Source organism: Cytobacillus sp. IB215665, assembly GCF_033963835.1.
Lineage (GTDB): Bacteria > Bacillota > Bacilli > Bacillales > SM2101 > Nanhaiella.
Genome location: NZ_JAXBME010000002.1, coordinates 393619 through 414466, shown reverse-complemented (window position 1 = coordinate 414466; position 20848 = coordinate 393619). Strand labels below are relative to the sequence as shown.

General features: G+C 37.0%; 15 protein-coding genes and 2 pseudogenes. 1 reads left to right on the top strand and 16 read right to left on the bottom strand.

What is annotated here, in order from left to right; all coding sequences use genetic code 11:
* The first annotated feature begins 103 nt into the window (after window positions 1–103).
* On the top strand, window positions 104–1015 hold the full coding sequence (locus SLH52_RS03980; protein WP_320207984.1) for a LysR family transcriptional regulator: 912 nt from the start codon (window positions 104–106) through the stop codon (window positions 1013–1015).
* 130 nt (window positions 1016–1145) lie between these two features.
* On the opposite strand, the gene SLH52_RS03975 is transcribed toward SLH52_RS03980, so the two are convergent.
* From SLH52_RS03975 to SLH52_RS03905, 16 genes and pseudogenes are all read right to left on the bottom strand, one after another.
* Entirely contained in the window at window positions 1146–1868 is a 723-nt protein-coding gene (locus tag SLH52_RS03975) for an amino acid ABC transporter ATP-binding protein (protein WP_320207983.1), read from the bottom strand.
* Window positions 1861–2520 (bottom strand): amino acid ABC transporter permease, encoded by a 660-nt coding sequence (locus tag SLH52_RS03970; RefSeq protein ID WP_320207982.1) that lies wholly within the window; start codon window positions 2518–2520, stop codon window positions 1861–1863. The genes SLH52_RS03975 and SLH52_RS03970 overlap by 8 nt, the downstream gene beginning before the upstream one ends.
* Window positions 2521–2604: 84 nt before the next feature.
* A complete protein-coding gene (locus tag SLH52_RS03965) occupies window positions 2605–3405 on the bottom strand; it encodes a transporter substrate-binding domain-containing protein (protein ID WP_320207981.1) in 801 nt (266 codons plus the stop codon).
* Between the two features lie 505 nt (window positions 3406–3910).
* A complete protein-coding gene (locus tag SLH52_RS03960; protein ID WP_320207980.1) occupies window positions 3911–4348 on the bottom strand; it encodes a BrxA/BrxB family bacilliredoxin in 438 nt (145 codons plus the stop codon).
* 97 nt (window positions 4349–4445) lie between these two features.
* The gene (gene meaB / locus SLH52_RS03955; RefSeq protein WP_320207979.1) at window positions 4446–5576 is read right to left on the bottom strand and encodes a methylmalonyl Co-A mutase-associated GTPase MeaB; all 1131 of its coding nucleotides are present in this window, start codon (window positions 5574–5576) and stop codon (window positions 4446–4448) included.
* Entirely contained in the window at window positions 5554–7761 is a 2208-nt protein-coding gene (gene scpA, locus SLH52_RS03950; protein ID WP_320207978.1) for a methylmalonyl-CoA mutase, read from the bottom strand. The genes meaB and scpA overlap by 23 nt, the downstream gene beginning before the upstream one ends.
* A gap of 3 nt (window positions 7762–7764) precedes the next feature.
* Window positions 7765–9846, bottom strand: coding sequence for a methylmalonyl-CoA mutase family protein (locus tag SLH52_RS03945; protein ID WP_320207977.1), 2082 nt, complete (start codon window positions 9844–9846; stop codon window positions 7765–7767).
* Window positions 9847–10302: 456 nt separating this feature from the next.
* Window positions 10303–11271 (bottom strand): annotated as a pseudogene (locus SLH52_RS03940) (dihydrolipoamide acetyltransferase family protein); the annotation flags it as partial.
* Between the two features lie 156 nt (window positions 11272–11427).
* Window positions 11428–11577, bottom strand: a pseudogene (locus SLH52_RS23330) (biotin/lipoyl-containing protein); the annotation flags it as partial.
* A 45-nt stretch (window positions 11578–11622) separates the two neighbouring features.
* Entirely contained in the window at window positions 11623–12606 is a 984-nt protein-coding gene (locus tag SLH52_RS03935) for an alpha-ketoacid dehydrogenase subunit beta (RefSeq protein WP_320207975.1), read from the bottom strand.
* A 17-nt stretch (window positions 12607–12623) separates the two neighbouring features.
* On the bottom strand, window positions 12624–13616 hold the full coding sequence (locus tag SLH52_RS03930; RefSeq protein WP_320207974.1) for a thiamine pyrophosphate-dependent dehydrogenase E1 component subunit alpha: 993 nt from the start codon (window positions 13614–13616) through the stop codon (window positions 12624–12626).
* Between the two features lie 124 nt (window positions 13617–13740).
* Window positions 13741–15162, bottom strand: a complete 1422-nt coding sequence (gene lpdA / locus SLH52_RS03925) for a dihydrolipoyl dehydrogenase (protein WP_320207973.1) — start codon at window positions 15160–15162, stop codon at window positions 13741–13743.
* Between the two features lie 38 nt (window positions 15163–15200).
* Complete coding sequence (gene buk / locus SLH52_RS03920) at window positions 15201–16286, bottom strand: butyrate kinase (protein ID WP_320207972.1); 1086 nt, start codon at window positions 16284–16286, stop codon at window positions 15201–15203.
* Window positions 16287–16464: 178 nt separating this feature from the next.
* Window positions 16465–17565: a branched-chain amino acid dehydrogenase gene (gene bcd, locus SLH52_RS03915; RefSeq protein WP_320207971.1), complete on the bottom strand. Its 1101-nt coding sequence runs from the start codon at window positions 17563–17565 to the stop codon at window positions 16465–16467.
* Window positions 17566–17585: 20 nt separating this feature from the next.
* The gene (yqiS, locus tag SLH52_RS03910) at window positions 17586–18497 is read right to left on the bottom strand and encodes a phosphate butyryltransferase (RefSeq protein ID WP_320207970.1); all 912 of its coding nucleotides are present in this window, start codon (window positions 18495–18497) and stop codon (window positions 17586–17588) included.
* Window positions 18498–18673: 176 nt separating this feature from the next.
* Window positions 18674–20746 (bottom strand): sigma 54-interacting transcriptional regulator, encoded by a 2073-nt coding sequence (locus SLH52_RS03905; protein WP_320207969.1) that lies wholly within the window; start codon window positions 20744–20746, stop codon window positions 18674–18676.
* Window positions 20747–20848: the final 102 nt, after the last annotated feature.

The window sequence follows — 20848 nt, the reverse complement described above, 5'->3', positions numbered from 1 at the left end:
GTTTGGTTTGATTATATCTTCGTTTTTTACTTCAGTAAAATAGATAGTTTCGAACAAAACAATCGAATAAACCGATTGATTCCTCGTGAAGGGAGATATGTAATTGGAACTTAAACATTTAAAAACATTTAAGGTTATTACAGATGTTGGAGGATTTACTAAAGCCGCAGATGTGCTTGGCTATGCTCAATCTTCTGTTACTGCACATATTCAAACCCTTGAAGATGAAATAGGCTCTCCTATATTTGATAGGATCGGTAAGAAAGTTGTTATTACAGATGCCGGTAAAAAACTATTACCATATGCTATTCAAATGTTAGATTTATATGATCGTGCAAGACATATTGCAAAAGAGGAAGAAAACCCTGCCGGAACAATTAAAATTGGTGCACCTGAATCCTTAACAGTTTATCGGCTACCAGCAATTATCTCAGCATATAAAAAGCTATATCCTAATGTACAAATTATCATTAAAACATTTGAGTGTTGGAGATTAAAAGAGTTGCTACGTAGAGGTGAAATAGACATTGCCTTGCTACTACAACCAGAACACGAAGACTCAGATTTACAAATTACAAAACTAATCGATGAACCAATGAATGTTATAGCACCAATTGAACACCCTTTAGCTAAAAAACATGATGAACCAATTTCAATCCCACTCGATGAAACGTTTATTTATACAGAGAAAGGGTGTGATTACCGAGCGACATTTGAAAATCACTTAATTAAGCACGGCTATGTCCCTGATACGTCGCTTGAATTTTGGAGTATCGAAGCAATTAAACAGTGTGTCATGTGTGGATTAGGAATATCCTATCTTCCTTCGATAGCAGTACAAACTGAGCTAAAGGAAGGAAAGATCACATCACTTGATTGGAAAATTGATGGTGAAAATGTCTCAACATTATTAGCCTTTCATAAAAACAAATGGCTCTCGCCTGCTTTAGACGCATTTGTAGAAATATGTACACGTTTTTCTATTGAATGGCAAGAGGAAACTGTAAAAAAATAGAGGTTTATGTGTGAATGATTCAAAAACTAAATGTTACGGATTACAAACAATCCTTGAGAAAACATCCATTCGAAAAACCCTAAGTGTAAATTATAACTTCACTTAGGGTTGTTAATTAATTGAGTTTATTTTATAACACCTTTGCTAAGAAATCTTGTGCACGTTGACTTTTTGGTGAGGAGAAAAATTGTTCTGGTACTGCATCCTCAATCAATTGACCGTCATCTAAGAACAAAATTCTATCAGCTACTTCTTTTGCAAAGCCCATTTCATGCGTTACAATAACCATCGTCATACCTGTATGCGCTAGTGATTTCATAACCTCTAACACTTCCTTCACCATCTCTGGATCTAAGGCAGACGTAGGCTCGTCAAACAGCATTACGTCAGGTGACATGGCTAGCGCACGTGCAATAGCAACACGTTGTTTTTGTCCACCTGACAGTCGTTTAGGATACTCATTCGCTTTTTCTGAAAGTCCTACTTTTTTCAATAATTCCTTTGCTTTCGATTCCGCTTCAGGTTTACTGACGCCCTTTACTTTAATAGGTGCATACATAATATTTTCTAAAACTGTTTTATGTGGGAATAAATGAAAATGCTGAAATACCATGCCTACATGATGACGAACTTTCATAATATCAGTTTTAGGGTTTGTCACTTCATCTTGCCCTATCCAAACTTTTCCTTTCGTAGGCTCTTCTAGTAGGTTGAGACAGCGTAAGAATGTCGACTTGCCAGATCCTGAAGGTCCAATGACAGCTACTACCTCACCAGAATCAATCGTTGTCGAGACATCCTTTAACACTTCTAGTTTACCAAATGATTTATAAAGATTTTCTACTTTAATCACTTCTTCTCATTCTCCTCTCAATCGCTTTTCCAAGGAGTGTTAATATCATGACCAAAATATAATAAATAAGTGCAGCAAATAACATCGGTTCAAAATACGCATACAATTCTCCACCAACTATATATGCTGATCTCATAATATCCATCACACCAATCGTCATGACAAGTGCTGATTCCTTTGTTAAAGTAATAAATTCATTCATTAAAGCAGGTAAAATATTCTTTAATGCTTGAGGTAATATGATGTCAAGCATCATCTTACTATACGGCACCCCTAATGCTTGAGCAGCTTCTTTTTGCCCTTTATCTACCGCTAAAATACCAGCTCGAATAATCTCAGATATATAAGCAGCAGAATTCAAACTAAATGCAATAACCGCAGCTGGAAAGGCATCAATGTCAACTCCAATTATTTGAGGAAGACCAAAATAGATAATAACTAATTGTAAAATTAATGGTGTACCACGAAATATTGAAGTATATACATCTGATAAGAACACAATTACCTTAATTCCAGAAATTTTAAATAAAGAAAGTATTACTCCTAATATAAATCCAATCACTGCTGAACTTAGTACAATTTTTAATGTAACAATTATTCCCTTTAATATAAAGGGAATGGATGGTACAATTTGCGCGAAATCCAAACTCACAATTCATTTCATTCCTTCCAAAAACACATTTAAAAAGGTGAGACCCCCCTCACCTTTTCAAAAATATGCTTTTTCTACTTTTTCTTATTCTTCCCCACCGAACCATTTAATAATTAATTTTTCTAGTTCGCCATTTTCCTTAAGCTCATTTAATGCACTATTAAACTCTTCAGTTAATTCGCTCCCTTTAGGAAATGCGATAGCTGACCCTGCTTCTTCAGCATCAGCTTCAATTGTGTGTCCAGTTAAGTTATCATTTTTCTCTAAATAACCTTTTGCAACAGTATCTTCGATAATTGCTACATCAAATCTACCTATTTGAAGCTCTTGAATAAGCTCAGGAATTCTATTTCTACTTTCAACTGTTATATCAGAGGTTTCTGCAAGTTCATTAGCTAATTCTTCTTGGATTGATCCAAGCTGGACTCCAACTACTTTACCACCAAAATCTTCTACTGATTCAATACCACTATCCTTTGTTGTAACGATCATATGATTTGCAACATAATATACATCAGTAAAATCTACATTTTTTTTACGTTCTTCAGTAGGAGTCATACCAGAGATGACAAAATCAAACTTATTTGATTGTAATGCAGCTATAAGCCCATTGAAATCTGAGTCTACTATTTCCAACTCATAACCTAATTTATCAGCAATCGCATTTGCTATGTCGATATCAAACCCAATAATCTCATCACCATTAGCAGTATCAATATACTCAAATGGGGCATAATCTGCAGATGTACCCATTTTCAATACTTTCTCAGTAGCGTCTCCCTCAGCTGCTTGTCCATTATCTGCACTCTCATCCTTCGTTCCACATGCTGCCAACAAACCAATTACTAATATACTAATTAAACCTAACAAAATATTCTTTTTCACATTTATCCCCCTAAAACATTGTATTTTTATGCAAGTAATTGTATTTTAACATAAATCTATAATTATGCAACAAAAATAATTATTATGTTTACTAGAATGTATCACCTCTTTTTGGGTGGCTCTTTTCGTAAACCTTGTTACTAAATTAGAACAAAGATAAGGCTTTATGCGTCTTTCATCTTTAAAGAAGGGTAAATATTCCACTACCACTTATTGGATACATGTTTAACTTCTAAAAATGAAATCTACTATGTATTCAAGATTTAGTTATATGTATATGGCACATTGATAGGAATTCCTCGCCCTTGTATACAAGCTTTTATCGAATAAGTTGTCGCTAATAAAACTAATATAGATTAGTAAAAATAATTTTATGCACTTGACCTCATTTTATTTTAGTAAATAATATCGTAAGCGTTTTCATTTCTAACTTTCCAAAGAAAAGCCTTATAGAAATGTTTAGACACAATTCATTAAGGCTTTATTTTCTAGAGGATAAACATGTTTATATTTCTTCACAATACTTTTCAAATGATGCTTGGAGCTTATTAATAACCGCCGTTGGTTCATGACCTTCTATTTCATGACGTTCTACCATCGTACAAATTTTGCCGTCCTTTAATAAAGCAAAGCTAGGCGAAGATGGTGGATAGCCTTCAAAATATTGTCTAGCTTCAGCAGTCGCTTCTTTATCCTGCCCAGCAAAAACTGTCACTAAATGATCAGGGCGTTTATCATAGTGGACTGCATGGGTAGCAGCTGGTCTAGCAATCCCCCCTGCACAGCCGCAAACAGAATTAACCATAACTAATGTTGTTCCAGAACGCTGGAAAGCTGCTTCTACATCATCTATCGTAGTCAATTGCTCGTAACCCGCTGCATCCATTTCTTGACGAGCTTGGCGAACAATATCATTCATAAACAAGTTAAAATCAATATTCATTTACAATTTCACTCCCTTAATTATTAACCTATTACTATGATAGCAAGTAATCAATCTTATTTGCAATAATTTCACTATATAAACGTATAAAACATAACTAGTTTTCATTAAAATACAATGCAAGTAACTGTTGAACAGCTAACGTTACTGGAATATTCCCTGATATTACATTGCTCTCTACTTGAGGTAATCTTCCTTTTATTTGTGGATGAGTAAAAAACCTTGTTTCTAACTGATCTTTAATTGTCGCATGTATCCATTCTTTCATTTGTGCTTTTCTACGGCTTTCAAAAGTACCAGCTGCCTTTGTCTGATCTACAAATTCATTAATAATTTTCCATACATTATCAATTCCTGTTCCAAGGAGGGCTGAACACGTATACGCTTTCGTTTCCCACCCTTCAGTAGCTGGTCGTAAATAATGTAGAAATCGATTATAATCTCGTTGTGCAATCTCGGCATGACGCTTATTATCTCCATCTGCTTTATTGATAATTAACGCGTCAGCTAGTTCAAGTACACCCTTTTTCATTCCTTGCAACTCATCGCCTGCTCCAGTAAGAGCAAGCAATAAAAAGAAATCAACCATCGTTCTAACAACAATTTCACTTTGCCCAACACCAACTGTTTCAACAAGGATAACATCAAAGCCTGCCGCTTCACAGAGCAACATCGTTTCCCTCGTTTTCCGGTGTACTCCCCCAAGCGTCCCTCCTGAAGGTGATGGTCGCACAAATGCACGGGGGTGTCGAGAAAGGTTCTCCATTCTAGTCTTATCTCCAAGAATACTTCCTCCAGTAATTGAACTACTAGGGTCAACAGCTAATACCGCAACATGATACCCTTTGTCACAAAGATATGTACCAAAAGATTCAATGAATGTACTTTTGCCTGCACCAGGAACCCCAGTAATGCCTATTCGAATAGAGGAACCAACATGTGGAAGTAATTCATTTAAAACAGCCTGAGCTTTATCTACATGTCTCTGTGCGTTGCTCTCGATTAACGTTATCGCTTGAGCCAACATTGTTCGGTCTTTATTTAATACTCCATCAACATAGTCTTTTACATGCTTCTCCGTTTTTCTAATAAACTTCTTGTTTTCACAATGCTGACTACTCATCCCATCATGACTACCAGTTACACCTTTTTTAATATATGATGTAAAACTGTCATTTTCTTTTGAAGGTACCCAATCAGGTCTTTCATTTATGTTCGTCACTAACATCCACTTCCTCATAGCCGAGTCTATGATAAATTTCTTCAATGACCTTGTGGGCAGCTACCGGAATGATAGTACCAGGGCCAAAAATAGCGGAAGCTCCATTTTCTTTAAGATAATCATAGTCTTGAGCTGGAATAACTCCACCAATTACGACAACAATGTCTTCACGACCTAGCTTCTTTAATTCTGAGACTAATTGGGGGAGCAACGTTTTGTGACCAGCAGCGAGAGAACTTATGCCAACTACATGGACATCATTCTCCACTGCTTGTATCGCAGTTTCTTTAGGTGTTTGAAAGAGAGGACCAACGTCTACGTCAAAGCCTAAATCAGCAAATGCAGTTGCAATCACCTTAGCTCCTCTATCATGTCCATCCTGCCCCATTTTTGCAACCAAAATACGTGGTCTTCTTCCTTCTAGTTCAAGAAATTCATCTGTAGTACGTTTGATCAGCTCAATTTCCTCCTCACTTGAAAACTCTGAGCTGTATACGCCGCTAATAGAACGGATAATCGCTTTGTGACGTTTAGCTACCTTTTCAACCGCGTCAGAGATTTCTCCTAATGTTGCACGAGCCCTTGCAGCTTTCACAGCAAGGTCAAGTAAATTCCCTTCGCCACTTTCTGTCGCTTTTGTTATGTCTAGTAAAGTTTGCTGGACTGTAGATTCTTCTCTAGTCGCTCTAAGCTTTTCTAAGCGTTCAATTTGCTTTTTCCTCACAGCAGTATTATCAATATCCAAAATATCGATCGGTTCTTCTTCAGTCAATTTATATTTATTTACACCAATGATCGCTTCTTTACCGGAATCTATTTTGGCCTGTCTGCGAGCAGCTGCTTCCTCAATACGCATTTTGGGCAATCCCGTTTCTATCGCCTTAGCCATGCCCCCTAAGCTGTCAATTTCCTCTATATGTTCCCATGCACGTTTCATCAATTCGTGCGTTAAATATTCAACATAGTATGACCCAGCCCATGGGTCAATAACATCACAAATACCCGTTTCATCTTGTAAGTATAACTGAGTATTCCTTGCAATTCTCGCAGAAAAATCTGTTGGTAGGGCAATTGCTTCATCAAGTGCATTCGTATGCAGTGATTGCGTATGACCGAGCGAGGCTGCCAATGCTTCAATACATGTCCTTGTGACATTGTTAAATGGATCTTGTTCAGTTAAACTCCATCCTGATGTTTGTGAATGTGTTCGCAGAGCTAAAGATTTAGGATTTTTAGGATTAAACTGTTTCATTAATTGTGCCCACATAAGCCTAGCTGCCCGCATTTTTGCAACTTCCATAAAATAATTCATACCTATCGCCCAAAAAAACGACAACCTCGGAGCGAATGAATCAATATCAATTCCAGCTTTTATCCCTGTTCGGACGTATTCTAGACCATCTGCAAGTGTATATGCTAACTCTAAATCTGCTGGCGCTCCTGCTTCTTGCATATGGTATCCAGATATACTAATGCTATTGAATTTCGGCATAAATGTTGATGTATACCCAAAAATATCTGCAATGATCCGCATTGATGTGTCAGGGGGATAAATATACGTATTGCGAACCATATACTCTTTTAGAATATCATTTTGAATTGTCCCTGCTAGCTTTTCAGGACTTACTCCTTGTTCTTCAGCTGTGACGATATAAAATGCCATTATTGGTAATACTGCTCCATTCATCGTCATTGACACGGACATTTTATCAAGTGGGATCCCATCAAATAAAACTTTCATATCCAAAATAGAATCTATTGCTACACCTGCTTTTCCAACATCACCAATAACACGGGGATGATCTGAATCATAGCCACGATGTGTCGCTAAATCAAATGCAACAGATAACCCTTTTTGACCCATTGCTAAATTCCGACGGTAAAAAGCATTACTTTCTTCAGCTGTAGAAAAACCTGCATACTGCCTAACAGTCCAAGGTCGATTGACATACATTGTCGGATATGGCCCTCGTAAATAAGGTTCTACACCTGGCATATAATGTTGGTGATCTATATCTTTCAAATCATCTTTTGTATACACCTGTTTTAAAGCAATGTGTTCATTCGTTTCAAATAATAAATCTTCAATCGTAGCATCTATGTGCTGATGAATGGCTTCTCCATTATCAGGCTTTGAGGTATGATTATGTGAGCTAGTGTAATTTATTTTTGTAAAATCTGGTCGTTTCATTTTTTACATCTCCTGTTCCTGATGTAATGAAGTTAAAAATTCATAGCAATTTGTTGTTGCATCTATTATATGGCTTACTCCAGCTTCAACCAGCTCTGTTGTAAGGGTATCTTCTTGCTTTCCAGCTAGATATAGCTTAATATCTTTTTTTCCATCAAGAAGTTTTCTACAAATAGCAACAGCCATTTCTTTATATTTTTCATTACTACCACAGATTACATATGTTGCTAGCTTCATAGCTTTTGTTCCTTCAATAGCATCTTCTACTGACAAATAACCATGAGATGATATAATTTCAAACCCTCCTGCTTCAAAAAATCCCGTAATGAAATCTGCACGAGGCTTATGCTCCGGTATTGAACCTAAATTAATTAAGCCAACTTTAGGACGAAAACCATACTTTTCAAAATATTGGTCAGATGTTTGTCTTAGTTCTTCAAAAGATTGCGTAAGTCTTATTTTTTCTATACTGTTTATTTTTACAGTAGCTTCTTTATCTTTCATCAAATTAATAAATTGTGATATAGTGAGTCCTTCACGCATGAAATGAACAGCTACATCCATGACATTATCAATATCCATTTCAAATACTTCTTTTAATCGCGCTAACTTCTCAATTGATAGTTGATCATTAATGTCAACATGTTCATCTTTTTTCAAACTACTCATCGTCATAGGTTCTTCATGCAAATCTGCATAAAAATTAGTTCCAACAATTTTGTCTTTTCTATTATGAACATGCTTTTGCCGTTTTGTTGCAACCTCTTTTATTTCTTGTTGAACAAAGTTCAACTTCAATGCTTGCTCCATACCACCTAATTGTTCGACCTTTTGGAATAATTCCCATGAACTCTTTGCAACATCATTCGTGAGCTTTTCAATGTACCAAGAACCACCCGTTGGATCAATAACCTTTGATATAAAAGCTTCTTCTTGAAGGATAATTTGAGTATTTCTTGCAATTCTTCTTGAAAAATTAGTCGTTCGATCTATTGCTTCATTAAAAGACGAAACATCTAAACTATCAACTCCACCCACTCCTGCTGCAAACGCTTCAGTTGTCACCCTTAACATGTTTACGTACGGGTCATAGTATGTTTTCGTAAATGCCGATGTACGACCATGAATGTTCATTCTTTGTGATTTTTCATTTCCACCAAAAGATTTAACAATCAATGTCCAAAGTGTTCTAGCAGCTCGTAATTTCGCAATTTCCATAAACATATTTGCTCCGATTGAGAATGAAAATGTTATTTTTTGAGCAACATCATCAATGTTCAAGCCTCTTTTCAGCGCTTCCGCTACATACTCGACAGCAGTTGCTATTGAAAAGGCTAATTCTTGAACAGCGTTTGCCCCTCCATTATGATATGGATGTCCTTTCACTAGGATGGTATTTATATTTTGGCTATGTTTCTTTCCCCACAATGTTAATTGTGCCATTACATCATAGAGCTGGGATGTATTCATAGGTAATTCGCCATCTTCCACTAGAGCAGCCAAAGGATCCATGCCAATCGTTCCCTTAATTGTTTCCAAAGGAATATTGTTCTTTTCAAAATAAGCTGTCAACATTGATAGCATTGGCAATGAACAATAATGGGTGTCAATCATAAGTGATTTATGTTGTAGAGAAATATCATTTAGAGCTTTCTCTATATCATGAATCGTCTCTACTAAAAGACCTTTACCATTACTATTAGGCAAACTATACCCTCGTTTAGTTTTATCATTTAATAATAGATGAATCATTGTTAAACCACGGTCTATGTCATCTTTCAACACTTGATTACACTGATGGGGACAAGACACATCTATTTCTTGACTAACGTCCCAAGCCTGCCCGCTCGTTCTTAAAAGCTTTGTCCCACGAAGATGTGATCCTTGCCCAGGTAATTCATTCAAAAAAGGTAAACCCTTTACATCCTCCTCTGTATACAATGGTTTTAGTTCAATGCCCTCATATGTATTAGTGTATAGCTGTTCAATTGATTTACCCTTTAGAGATTGTGTCGCTTTGCCTTTCCAGTCATCGAATGACGGAACAGCAAATTGTGAATTCTTAACTTCATTTATGTTCTTCATAACCGTTCCTTCTCTCCTTAAGGTAGTTTATTATTATAAAATTCTTTTAACTCTTGAAGATTCCTTTACAAGATATATAGATTGTAAGTTCTTCGTCTCGTTTTCCCTCACTATTCTGTTCATGTTGCCAGTCATTGCCAGTCTACAAATAATTGGTGTCATCTAATCACGGTAGCATTGGCATTACTCTTAAACCACCTCACCCAATATCGAGTCATATGACGTCTAAAAATCATTCGTTCATTTATTCTTGTTCTCATATTCAACATGCATCAAGAAAGAAACCGCTTTCAATATAATTGTCTAAATATTTTCAAAAGTACTTCTAACATTAGTATATTAAAAAAATGACTTTAATTCCATATACGTTTAATACATTTTGACCTTATAAAAGAAAATTGAAAAAGCAATACTTCAAAAAACACTGCTACAAATTTGCAGCAGTGTTTTTCGTTACTAATATATAGATGTATTATCTTTTGATGTCTTTTCTAAAATATCCTTCACACGTGCAAGGAAGCGTCCACATACAAGTCCATCAAGAACACGATGGTCTAAAGACATACATAGATTCACCATATCCCGAACAGCGATCATCCCATTATTCATAACAACTGGTCGTTTCACAATCGATTCGACCTGGACGATTCCTGCTTGTGGATAATTAATAATTCCCATTGATTGTACTGACCCGAATGACCCTGTATTATTTACAGTAAAAGTTCCACCTTGCATCTCATCAGCCGATAGCTTACCTGAGCGAACTTTTGTAGCCAGTTCCGTTATTTCACGTGCAATTCCTTTGATCGTTTTCTCATCAGCGTGCTTAATCACAGGTACAAACAATGCATCATCTGTAGCTACGGCGATTGAAATGTTTATATCTTTCTTTTGAATAATTTTGTCACCCGCCCACATTGAATTAATTTGTGGGAACTCTTTCAAAGCTTGAGCAACAGCTTTGACGAAGAATGCAAAGAAAGTTAGACTAAATCCTTCTTTTTGTTTAAATTCGTTCTTAATTTCATTTCGATACTCAACTAGATTTGTTACATCAACTTCAACCATCATCCAAGCATGTGGAGCTTCATGCTTACTACGTAACATATTTGTTGCAATCGCTTTTCGAACGCCTGATACAGGAATTTCAATATCTCCAGTTTGGACAGGAATGTTAGGAGCTGGGCTTGTTTCTTTATGTTGCACTCTTTCTGTAACAGTGTTTTGCACCTTTGATTCTTCAACTGTTTCAACAATAACCGTTTCCTTCTTCTTATTTGCACCTGTCACTGGAATATCACCAGAGCTTATTAACTTCTTCAAGTCTTTTCTCGTTATACGGCCATCTTTGCCTGTACCTGAAACAAGTTCAAGGTCTATGTTGTGTTCTTGAGCTAATCTTAAAACAGCCGGTGAATAGCGTACTTTATGTTCACGTACCTCTTCCACTTTAGGTTGTTCATTAGCCGTAGGTGTATCCTGTTCCTTTGCCTCTTGAGTAGATTGATCACCTTCTACCTCTATTGTACATATGAGGCCATCAACAGGAATCGTTTCACCTTCTTCAGCTACTAATTCTTTTATCACACCAGTAAATGATGATGGTACTTCAGCGTTTACTTTATCTGTATTTACCTCAGCAAGTGGATCATATTTATTTACTTTATCACCAACAGAAACGAGCCAGGTACTGATCGTACCCTCTGTTACACTTTCACCAAGCTGCGGCATTGTAATTTTTTCAATTGCCAATGGATAAACCCTCCTTCATCAATACTAAAATTCTGCAAGCTCTCTCATGGCCTTCTCCACTTTGTCAGGATTCACCATAAAGAATTTTTCCATAGTTGGTGCATATGGCATAGCAGGTATATCGGGGCCAGCTAGACGTTTTATTGGAGCGTCTAAATCAAATAAGCAATGTTCAGATATTATAGCTGCAACTTCGCTTATAATACTTCCTTCTTTATTATCTTCTGTTACAAGTAATACTTTTCCAGTTTTCGAAGCTGCTTCTATAATTGCCTCTTTATCTAATGGATACACTGTACGAAGATCAAGAATATGTGCAGAGATTCCATCTTGAGCAAGTTTTTCAGCGGCTTGGAGTGCAAAATGAACACATAATCCGTATGTAATAACCGTAATATCTTCACCTTCACGCTTAACGTCAGCTTTGCCAATTGGCAACACATAGTCATCTTCTGGTACTTCACCTTTAATTAAACGATACGCGCGCTTATGCTCAAAAAACAAGACAGGATCATTATCACGAATAGCTGCCTTTAATAACCCCTTCACATCATATGGTGTTGAAGGCATGACAATTTTTAAACCAGGCTGATTTGCAAAAACAGCTTCTACAGACTGGGAATGATATAACGCACCGTGTACTCCTCCTCCGTATGGAGCACGAATCGTTAGTGGACATGACCAGTCATTGTTGGAACGATATCTAATCTTAGCAGCTTCTGATATAATTTGGTTTACAGCTGGCATGATAAAATCAGCGAACTGCATTTCTGCGATCGGTCTCATACCATACATGGCAGCACCAATACCTACCCCAGCAATCGCTGATTCAGCAAGAGGTGTATCTATGACTCGCTCTTCCCCAAATTGTTCATGTAAGCCAACTGTAGCTTTAAAAACGCCACCTTTTTTTCCTACATCTTCTCCAAGTACAAATACTTTTGAATCATTTTCCATCTCTTCACGTATTGCCATTGTAACAGCGTCAATATATGAAATTACAGGCATATAATTTCCCCCCTCTTTCACTCTGCATAAACATACTTCATTGCTGATTCTGCTTCAGCATAAGCAGCATTTTCCGCATATTCTGTTGCTTCGTTAACCTGACTCATCACTCGACTATCAATTTCTTTTTCCAACTCTTCACTTAATAATCCAATATTCCTTAAATAAGATGCAAAAGTGATGATAGGATCATTTTTCTTCGCTTCAGTTACCTCATTACTTTCTCGATAACTACGGTCGTCATCGTCACTAGAATGCGGTGTTAAGCGATAGGAGATTGTTTCAACTAATGTAGGGCCTTCACCGTTACGTGCTCGCTCAGCAGCCTCTTTTACAGCCTTGTACACTTCCAACGGATCATTACCATTTACTGTATAACCAGGCATTCCATATCCAATAGCTCTGTCAGAAACTTTCTCACATGCTAATTGTTTTTCAATTGGTACCGAAATAGCATATTTATTGTTCTCACACATAAAAATAACAGGGAGCTTGTGAACACCTGCAAAATTCGCACCTTCATGGAAATCTCCTTGATTTGAAGACCCTTCACCAAAAGTAACAAATGTCACAAGGTCTTTTCCTTCCATTTTGCCAGCTAGAGCTACTCCAACAGCGTGTGGAACTTGAGTTGTAACTGGTGATGATCCTGTAACGATATTGTTGCTCTTCTGACCGAAATGTCCTGGCATTTGACGACCACCTGAATTTGGGTCTTCTGCTTTTGCAAATCCTGATAACATTAAATCTTTTGCAGTCATACCAAACGTTAACACGACACCCATATCTCGATAGTATGGTAGTACATAATCTTTATTGCGATCTAACGCAAAGGCAGCACCGACCTGTGCTGCTTCTTGCCCTTGACAAGATATTACGAACGGTATTTTACCAGCTCTATTTAATAACCACATACGTTCATCAATTTTTCGTGCAAGTAACATCATTTCATACATTTCAAGTACACTTTCATCATTTAAACCGAGCTCTTGATGACGATTTTCAGTCATACATATACCTCCTTTATTATTTAGGCTGTTATCGCATTGATCGTTGCTTTTCGTTCTTAAATATCCATACTTTAGTAGCAATAGCAACAATGTTTACGATAAGAGCCATTATATATATTATCTATTAGCCATGAATTGGTTTACCATCTACAGCTAGCGCAGCTTCACCAATAGCTTCTGACAAAGTAGGATGCGGGTGAATAGTATGTGCTACCTCCCATGGAGTAGCATCTAATACACGAGCTAACCCAGCTTCTGATATCATATCAGTTACGTGTGGGCCAATCATATGTACGCCTAATATATCATCGGTTTCGGTGTCAGCAACAATTTTAACGAAACCATCTGATTCACCAAACACAAGCGCTTTTCCTATCGCCTTGAATGAGAATTTACCTGTTTTTACATTAAATCCTTGCTCTTGTGCCTCATGTTCAGTATAACCAACACTTGCAACCTCTGGATTACTGTATACGCATTTTGATATTAGTGAATAATCAATTGGAGAAGGGTTTTCTCCCTTAATATGCTCTACAGCAACAATTCCTTCGTGTGACGCAACATGTGCAAGTTGAAGGCCTCCTATGCAATCTCCAATCGCATAAATATGAGATTCTTTCGTCTGATAAAATTCATTTGTTTGTATGAACCCTTTATCAATTACAATATCAGTATTTTCAATACCAATTCCTTCAACATTTGCTTGACGACCAACAGACACGAGTATTTTTTCTGCTTGGAAAGTTTTTTCTTCCCCTTTATGTTCCGCCTTAATCGTCACTTCTTCACTTGTTGATAACGTTTCGGGAAGTACTTTTGCGCCAGTAACAATGTTAATTCCTTTTTTCTTCATAAGGCGTCGCATCTCTTTGGAAATTTCAATATCCTCAGTTGGTAGAATGTGATCTGCATATTCAAGAACAGTAATTTCGACACCGAAATCTGCTAACATAGAAGCCCACTCAATTCCAATAACTCCTCCACCGACAATGATCATTGATGATGGTAGTTCCTTCATTTCAAGAGCTTCATCAGAAGTCAGCACAAATTCGCCGTCAATTTCTAACCCAGGTAATGACCTTGGACGTGACCCTGTTGCGATAATGACATTTTTCGGAATGAGCATTTCATTTTCGTCACCGTTATTCATTTCAACTGAAATTGTTCCAGGCATCGGAGAAAAAATTGATGGACCTAAAATCCTTCCAACTCCCTCATAAACATCAATCTTACCTTTTTTCATTAAATATTGAACACTTTTATACAATTGGGAAATAATCTGATCTTTTCTACCTTGAACCTTTGAAAAATCTAAGGAAACATCTGTTGTTAGAACTCCAAATTCTTCACTTTTTTTCGTTGTTGAATAGACTTCAGCGCTTCTAAGCAGTGCTTTACTAGGGATACACCCTGAGTGCAAGCATGTACCACCTAATTTACCCTTTTCAACCACAGCTGTTTTCAAACCTAATTGTGATGCACGGATCGCTGTTACATAACCGCCTGTACCACCGCCGAGTATCACGAGATCATATTCTTTTGACATTGTTACTATCCCCTTCCATCATTACACGATCTTATATGTTAGTTAGCAGGATATATTTTTTCATCTTCATCATTACGCAAAACACGTAACGCACCTTCTGTTAACGCTTGTAATTCATTTTCCCCCGGAAGAACGATTACATCAGCAACCCAGTTAACGCGTGTAGATATGTGCTTAACAAACTCTTTGCCGTAAGCTAATCCCCCAGTTAAAATAATTGCATCGATTTTACCTGACAGGACTGCACTTGCAGCACCAATTTCCTTCGCAATTTGATAAGCCATCGCTTCATACACAAGTTGGGCATTTTCATCTCCCTTGGTTATCATTTTTTCAACCGCTACTGCATCATTTGTTCCTAGATAACCTACCAGTCCTCCGTTACCTACTAGCTTTTTCATCACTTCATCACGGTAATAATCACCAGAATAGCAAAGCGTAACTAAGTCACCAGCAGGTACAGTCCCAGCGCGTTCTGGGCTAAATGGTCCGTCACCATGTAACCCATTGTTTACATCTACAACACGACCTTGTTTGTGGGCACCAACCGTTATACCACCACCCATATGGGTGACAATTAAATTACATTCCTCATATCTCTTACCTAAATCTTTTGCAACTCTTCTTGCAACGGCCTTTTGGTTCAGCGCATGAAAAATACTTTTTCGTTCGATAAGTGGAAATCCAGAAACCTTTGCAATCGAATCCATTTCATCAACTACAACTGGGTCAACGATAAAGGCAGGTATATTTAATCCTCCAGCAATTTCATGTGCTATGATGCCACCAAGGTTTGAAGCATGTTGGCCAGCGTAACCAATACGTAAATCAGCAAGCATCGCTTCATTTACGCGATAGGTACCACCTTCAATAGGACGTAATAACCCACCACGTCCACAAACAGCATCTAATTTAGAAATATTAATGCCCTCATGATGCAATGTTTCAAGGATTGTGTTTTTTCGAAATTCGTATTGGTCAATAATCGCTTCATATGAGTTAATGATCTTACTATCATGCCGAATCGTTTTCTCAAATATCGAGAGTTCATTATCAAAGACTCCTATTTTCGTCGATGTTGATCCTGGGTTGATAACAAGAATACGATATTCTCTCTCTTGCAAATCAATACCTCCATTTTGTGATGTCATTAGGGCTTTGTGATAACTCCACACCATATGTATGGAGGAGTAAGGTGGCGTCATTTTGCCACCTTATTTTCCAATTTATCTATAGCAAAGATTACTTTTTTCGTAAATGCTAAAAATAGACCACATATACCCTCATCACAATCTTCCTATTTTAGCGATTTCTTCTACTTAGAATGTGATGTTCATTTCGCAAGAACTGGCTACGTGAATTTCTCATACGTTCTATGCGCTCTTCAGCTAAACGGTCCGCAGCTACATAAGTTGGAATACGATCACGATTTGCTATTTCAATGACTTTTTCTATGTTATTATAGATCGTTTCTACTTTTTTCATAGCACGGTCGCGATTATAACCATTTAATTCATCTGCCACGTTCATTACTCCACCAGCATTAATCACGTAATCAGGTGCATATACAATTCCTAAGTCATGAATAGTATCTCCATGACGTGGCTCTCTTAATTGATTATTCGCTGCACCTGCAATTACTTTTGCTTTCAGCTTAGGAATAGTATCATCGTTAATAGTAGCACCAAGAGCACAAGGTGCATAAATATCGCAGTCTACACTGTAGATATCATCAGGGTCTACAGCCTGAGCACCAAATTGTTCAACTGCTGCTTGTACTGCTTCCTTGTTAATGTCAGTAACGATTAATTGTGCTCCTTCTTCATGAAGGTGTTTGCACAAGTTAAAAGCAACATTACCAACACCTTGAACAGCGATGACTTTTCCTTCTAATGAATCTGTTCCAAATGCTTCCTTTGCAGCTGCTTTCATTCCACGATACACACCGTAGGCAGTCACAGGTGATGGATTACCTGATGAACCAAATGCTGGTGAAATACCTGTAACAAAATCTGTTTCTTCATGAATCAAATCCATGTCAGCTACTGTAGTACCGACATCCTCTGCAGTAATGTAGCGACCATTTAGTCCTTGTATATAGCGACCAAATGCTCTAAACATTTCTTCATTTTTGTCAGTACGTGGATCACCAATAATAACTGTCTTACCACCGCCTAAATTTAAGCCTGCAGCAGCGTTTTTATATGTCATTCCTTTGGCTAAACGTAATGCATCTTCAATTGCTAATTCCTCAGAAGCATATGTCCACATTCGAGTACCACCAAGAGCCGGTCCTAAAGTTGTATCATGAATCGCAATTATAGCTTTTAGTCCTGATTGTTTATCTTGACAAAACACTAATTGCTCATAATCATACTCTTCCATATAAGAAAAAATCTGCATATTAAAATCCTCCTATAATTCTAAATTATTTTATGAACGGAACGAATAGCCAAAGCTAGTGAGTAAAGCTTGCTTTCTGATGAATCTGCTCTCGAAGTTAAAACAATTGGAGCTTTGGCACCAGATATAACAGCCCCAACTTTTGCTTTAGCAAAGTAAATAAGAGATTTATAAAGGGCATTTCCCGTTTCAATATTAGGAACAAGTAATATATCTGACATTCCTGCTACTTCACTTACTATACCTTTTTGTTTAGTAGCATGAACTGAAATAGCATTATCAAGTGCCAATGGACCATCAACAATACAATCTTTAATTTGACCTCTTCTATTCATTTGCGTTAAGGCTGCAGCGTCAAGTGTAGCTTGCATCACTGGATTAACTACCTCTACAGCGCATATTGGAGCTACCTTGGGCTGATTAATGCCAATCGATCTGGCAAGCTGAACTGCATTTCCTATTATTTGTGCCTTTTGGTCAAGGTTTGGTGCAATATTCATTGCTGCGTCAGTTACGAAAATAAGTCGATCAAAACCCTCAACCTCAAATACGGCATTATGAGATAATACATTACCTGTTCTAAGTCCCCACTCTTTATGAAGAACTGCAGATAAAATCAACGAAGTTGAAAGGTTTCCTTTCATTAATACATCCGCTTCACCTGAAGAAACGGATTTAACAGCTAGTTCAGCTGCGTCTTCATGTGAATCTGCAGCAATAAGCGAGATTGCTTCACTGTTAACACAGTCAGGAGCTAACTCCTGAAGCAATTTGTTCACCTTCACTTCATCACCAAATAGTCGAAAATTGGCTAAGTTTCTTCGAAGTGCTCCTACTACTGCTTCAATGATTTCTTTGTCCTCAGCAACTGCAACTGCTACAGTTTTTTTTGGAGACGTTGTTGCTTGCTCAATTAATAGGTCCAATTTCATGTAATCTACTTCAACCCTTTCGTAAGAATTACTTGAGCTAATCCTACTTTCTGAGTATATCGTTCTCAGGTTTTTATATCTGCAAGAAGCATGCCACAAATAAGAATTATAAGTATTTGTGTAATTAAGTTATGTTTCACTACATACACTGCGCAAAAAAATTCAAAACTTGAAATTTATTGCATGCTATTTATTGCAATATTATATTTTTCAATTTTATAATATAAATTCCTTAATGAAATACCGAGAGATTTTGCCGTGGCAGTTTTATTCCCGTTGTTGCTTGTTAAAACTTGTTCAATAATTGCCCCTTCATAATTCTCTAACATCTCTGATAATGTTTGATCATTTTGTGTAGGTATAGTGATGAGAGATGTGTCAGCTTTGTTAGCTATTCCAGATTCAAGCGTAGGGACATGTTTAAGACCTATATGAACTTCATTAAATTTCATAAAGATCATTGCTCGTCCAATAATATTTTCCAACTCTCTAACATTCCCAGGCCAATTGTATGTATGAAAGTAATCAAGCACTTCCAAGTCTAAACCTTCTACATTTCTTCCATATTCTTGGTTTATTTTACGAAGAAGGTGTTCGCATAATGCTGGTAAGTCTTGTTTCCTATTTCGTAAAGGCGGAATTTGTATAGGTAACTTATTTAAGCGATAAAATAAATCTTCCCGAAAAGACCCATCAGCTATAGCCATTTCAAGATTCACATTTGTTGCAGCTATTATTCGTACGTTAATTGGAATGGGCTGCGTTCCTCCAACCTTAATAATTTCATTTTCCTGTAGCACTCTTAGTAACTTTGCCTGTGTATTAGGCGATAACTCACCAATCTCATCTAAGAAAATACTACCATTATTAGCTTCTTCAAACAGACCTCTTTTTCCACCACGTTTTGCTCCTGAAAAAGCTCCTTCTACATAACCAAACAATTCACTCTCAAGAAGTGTTTCAGATAAAGCAGCACAATTGACACGTATAAATTTATTAAACTTTCGATTGCTTGCGTTATGAATCGCATGTGCAAATAGTTCTTTTCCTGTTCCTGACTCACCGCGTAAAAGTACTGTAGCGGGTGTGATTGCTCCAAGTTTCGCTTGTTGAATAGCAAATTCCATCTCTTCAGAATGACCAATAATATCATCAAACGAATACTTTGCTTCTAACGTACGAATAATTTGCCTCGCTCTATTTAATTCAGTTGTTAATTGCTGAATTTCAGAAACATCGTGGATAACACCAACGCTCCCTTTTAATTTTCCATCGACAATAATAGGGGCAACATTTACTAAGACATCTCTCTTATTAGGGCCAACCTTCATCCTAACCCCTCTAACAGGTCTTCTCGTATTCAGCACTTTCATGTGAACACTATCTCCTTCTGAAATATCTGCTGTAGCAGGTTTTCCGATCACCTCATCTTCTGTTAACCCTGTAATCTTTGTATAGGCACGGTTAATTAGTAAGCCAATACCGTTCTCATTCACTACTGATATTGCTTCTTCAGATGATTGAATAATTGCTCCTAGCATTGTTTGAATTTCTTTCAGGTTAGTTATTTCTTCAGCTAGTTTTACTGCATCAGTTATATCCTTAAATACAGCAACCGCCCCATATAGAACACCCGCTTCATTAACAATAGGTATTCTTGTCGTAATAATTTTCTTACCATTATTTAATATAAGCTCTTGATTAATTTCAGTTTGTCTTGTTTTCATCACTCTAGTCAGTTGACTTGCAGGTATGATTTCCTCAATCGGCTTCCCTATAACATCTTCTTTATTCAAGCCAACAATTCGTTCAGCACTTCTGTTAAACAAAACAATATTTGTGTCGAAATTGATCACAATCATACCATCATGAGTGGAATTCAAAATTAAGTCATGCTTATCTGATTCATTTTTTAGTTTAGTAATTAGCCCTTCTTTTTGCTCCATTAACTGGGCAGTTATATAAGCAACAGCTCCAGGGATTAACACTGTTTTTTTAGTTCTTACTTCACGAATTTCTTCAAAAACCTTTTCACTACCTGTTGCTTCTATAACAACATCAATCTCACTTGTTAAAAACTCTCGCCAATTACTACCAGTACGAATACTCAAATCTCTTGCCAGCTTCAATCCAATCGCGGTAGGCTTAACATCGACAACCGCTACAACTTCCATTATCTCTGTTTCTTGTAATATTTTTAGAATTGCCGAGCCACCCTTTCCAGCCCCAACAATCAACGCTTTTTTCATGAACAACACACCTCTACGGCCTCTTTGAAATAAATTACATACTTTTCAATAACATATATGCAATATCTTTCACTAACATATCATACCGTTTTTTTAACTCCT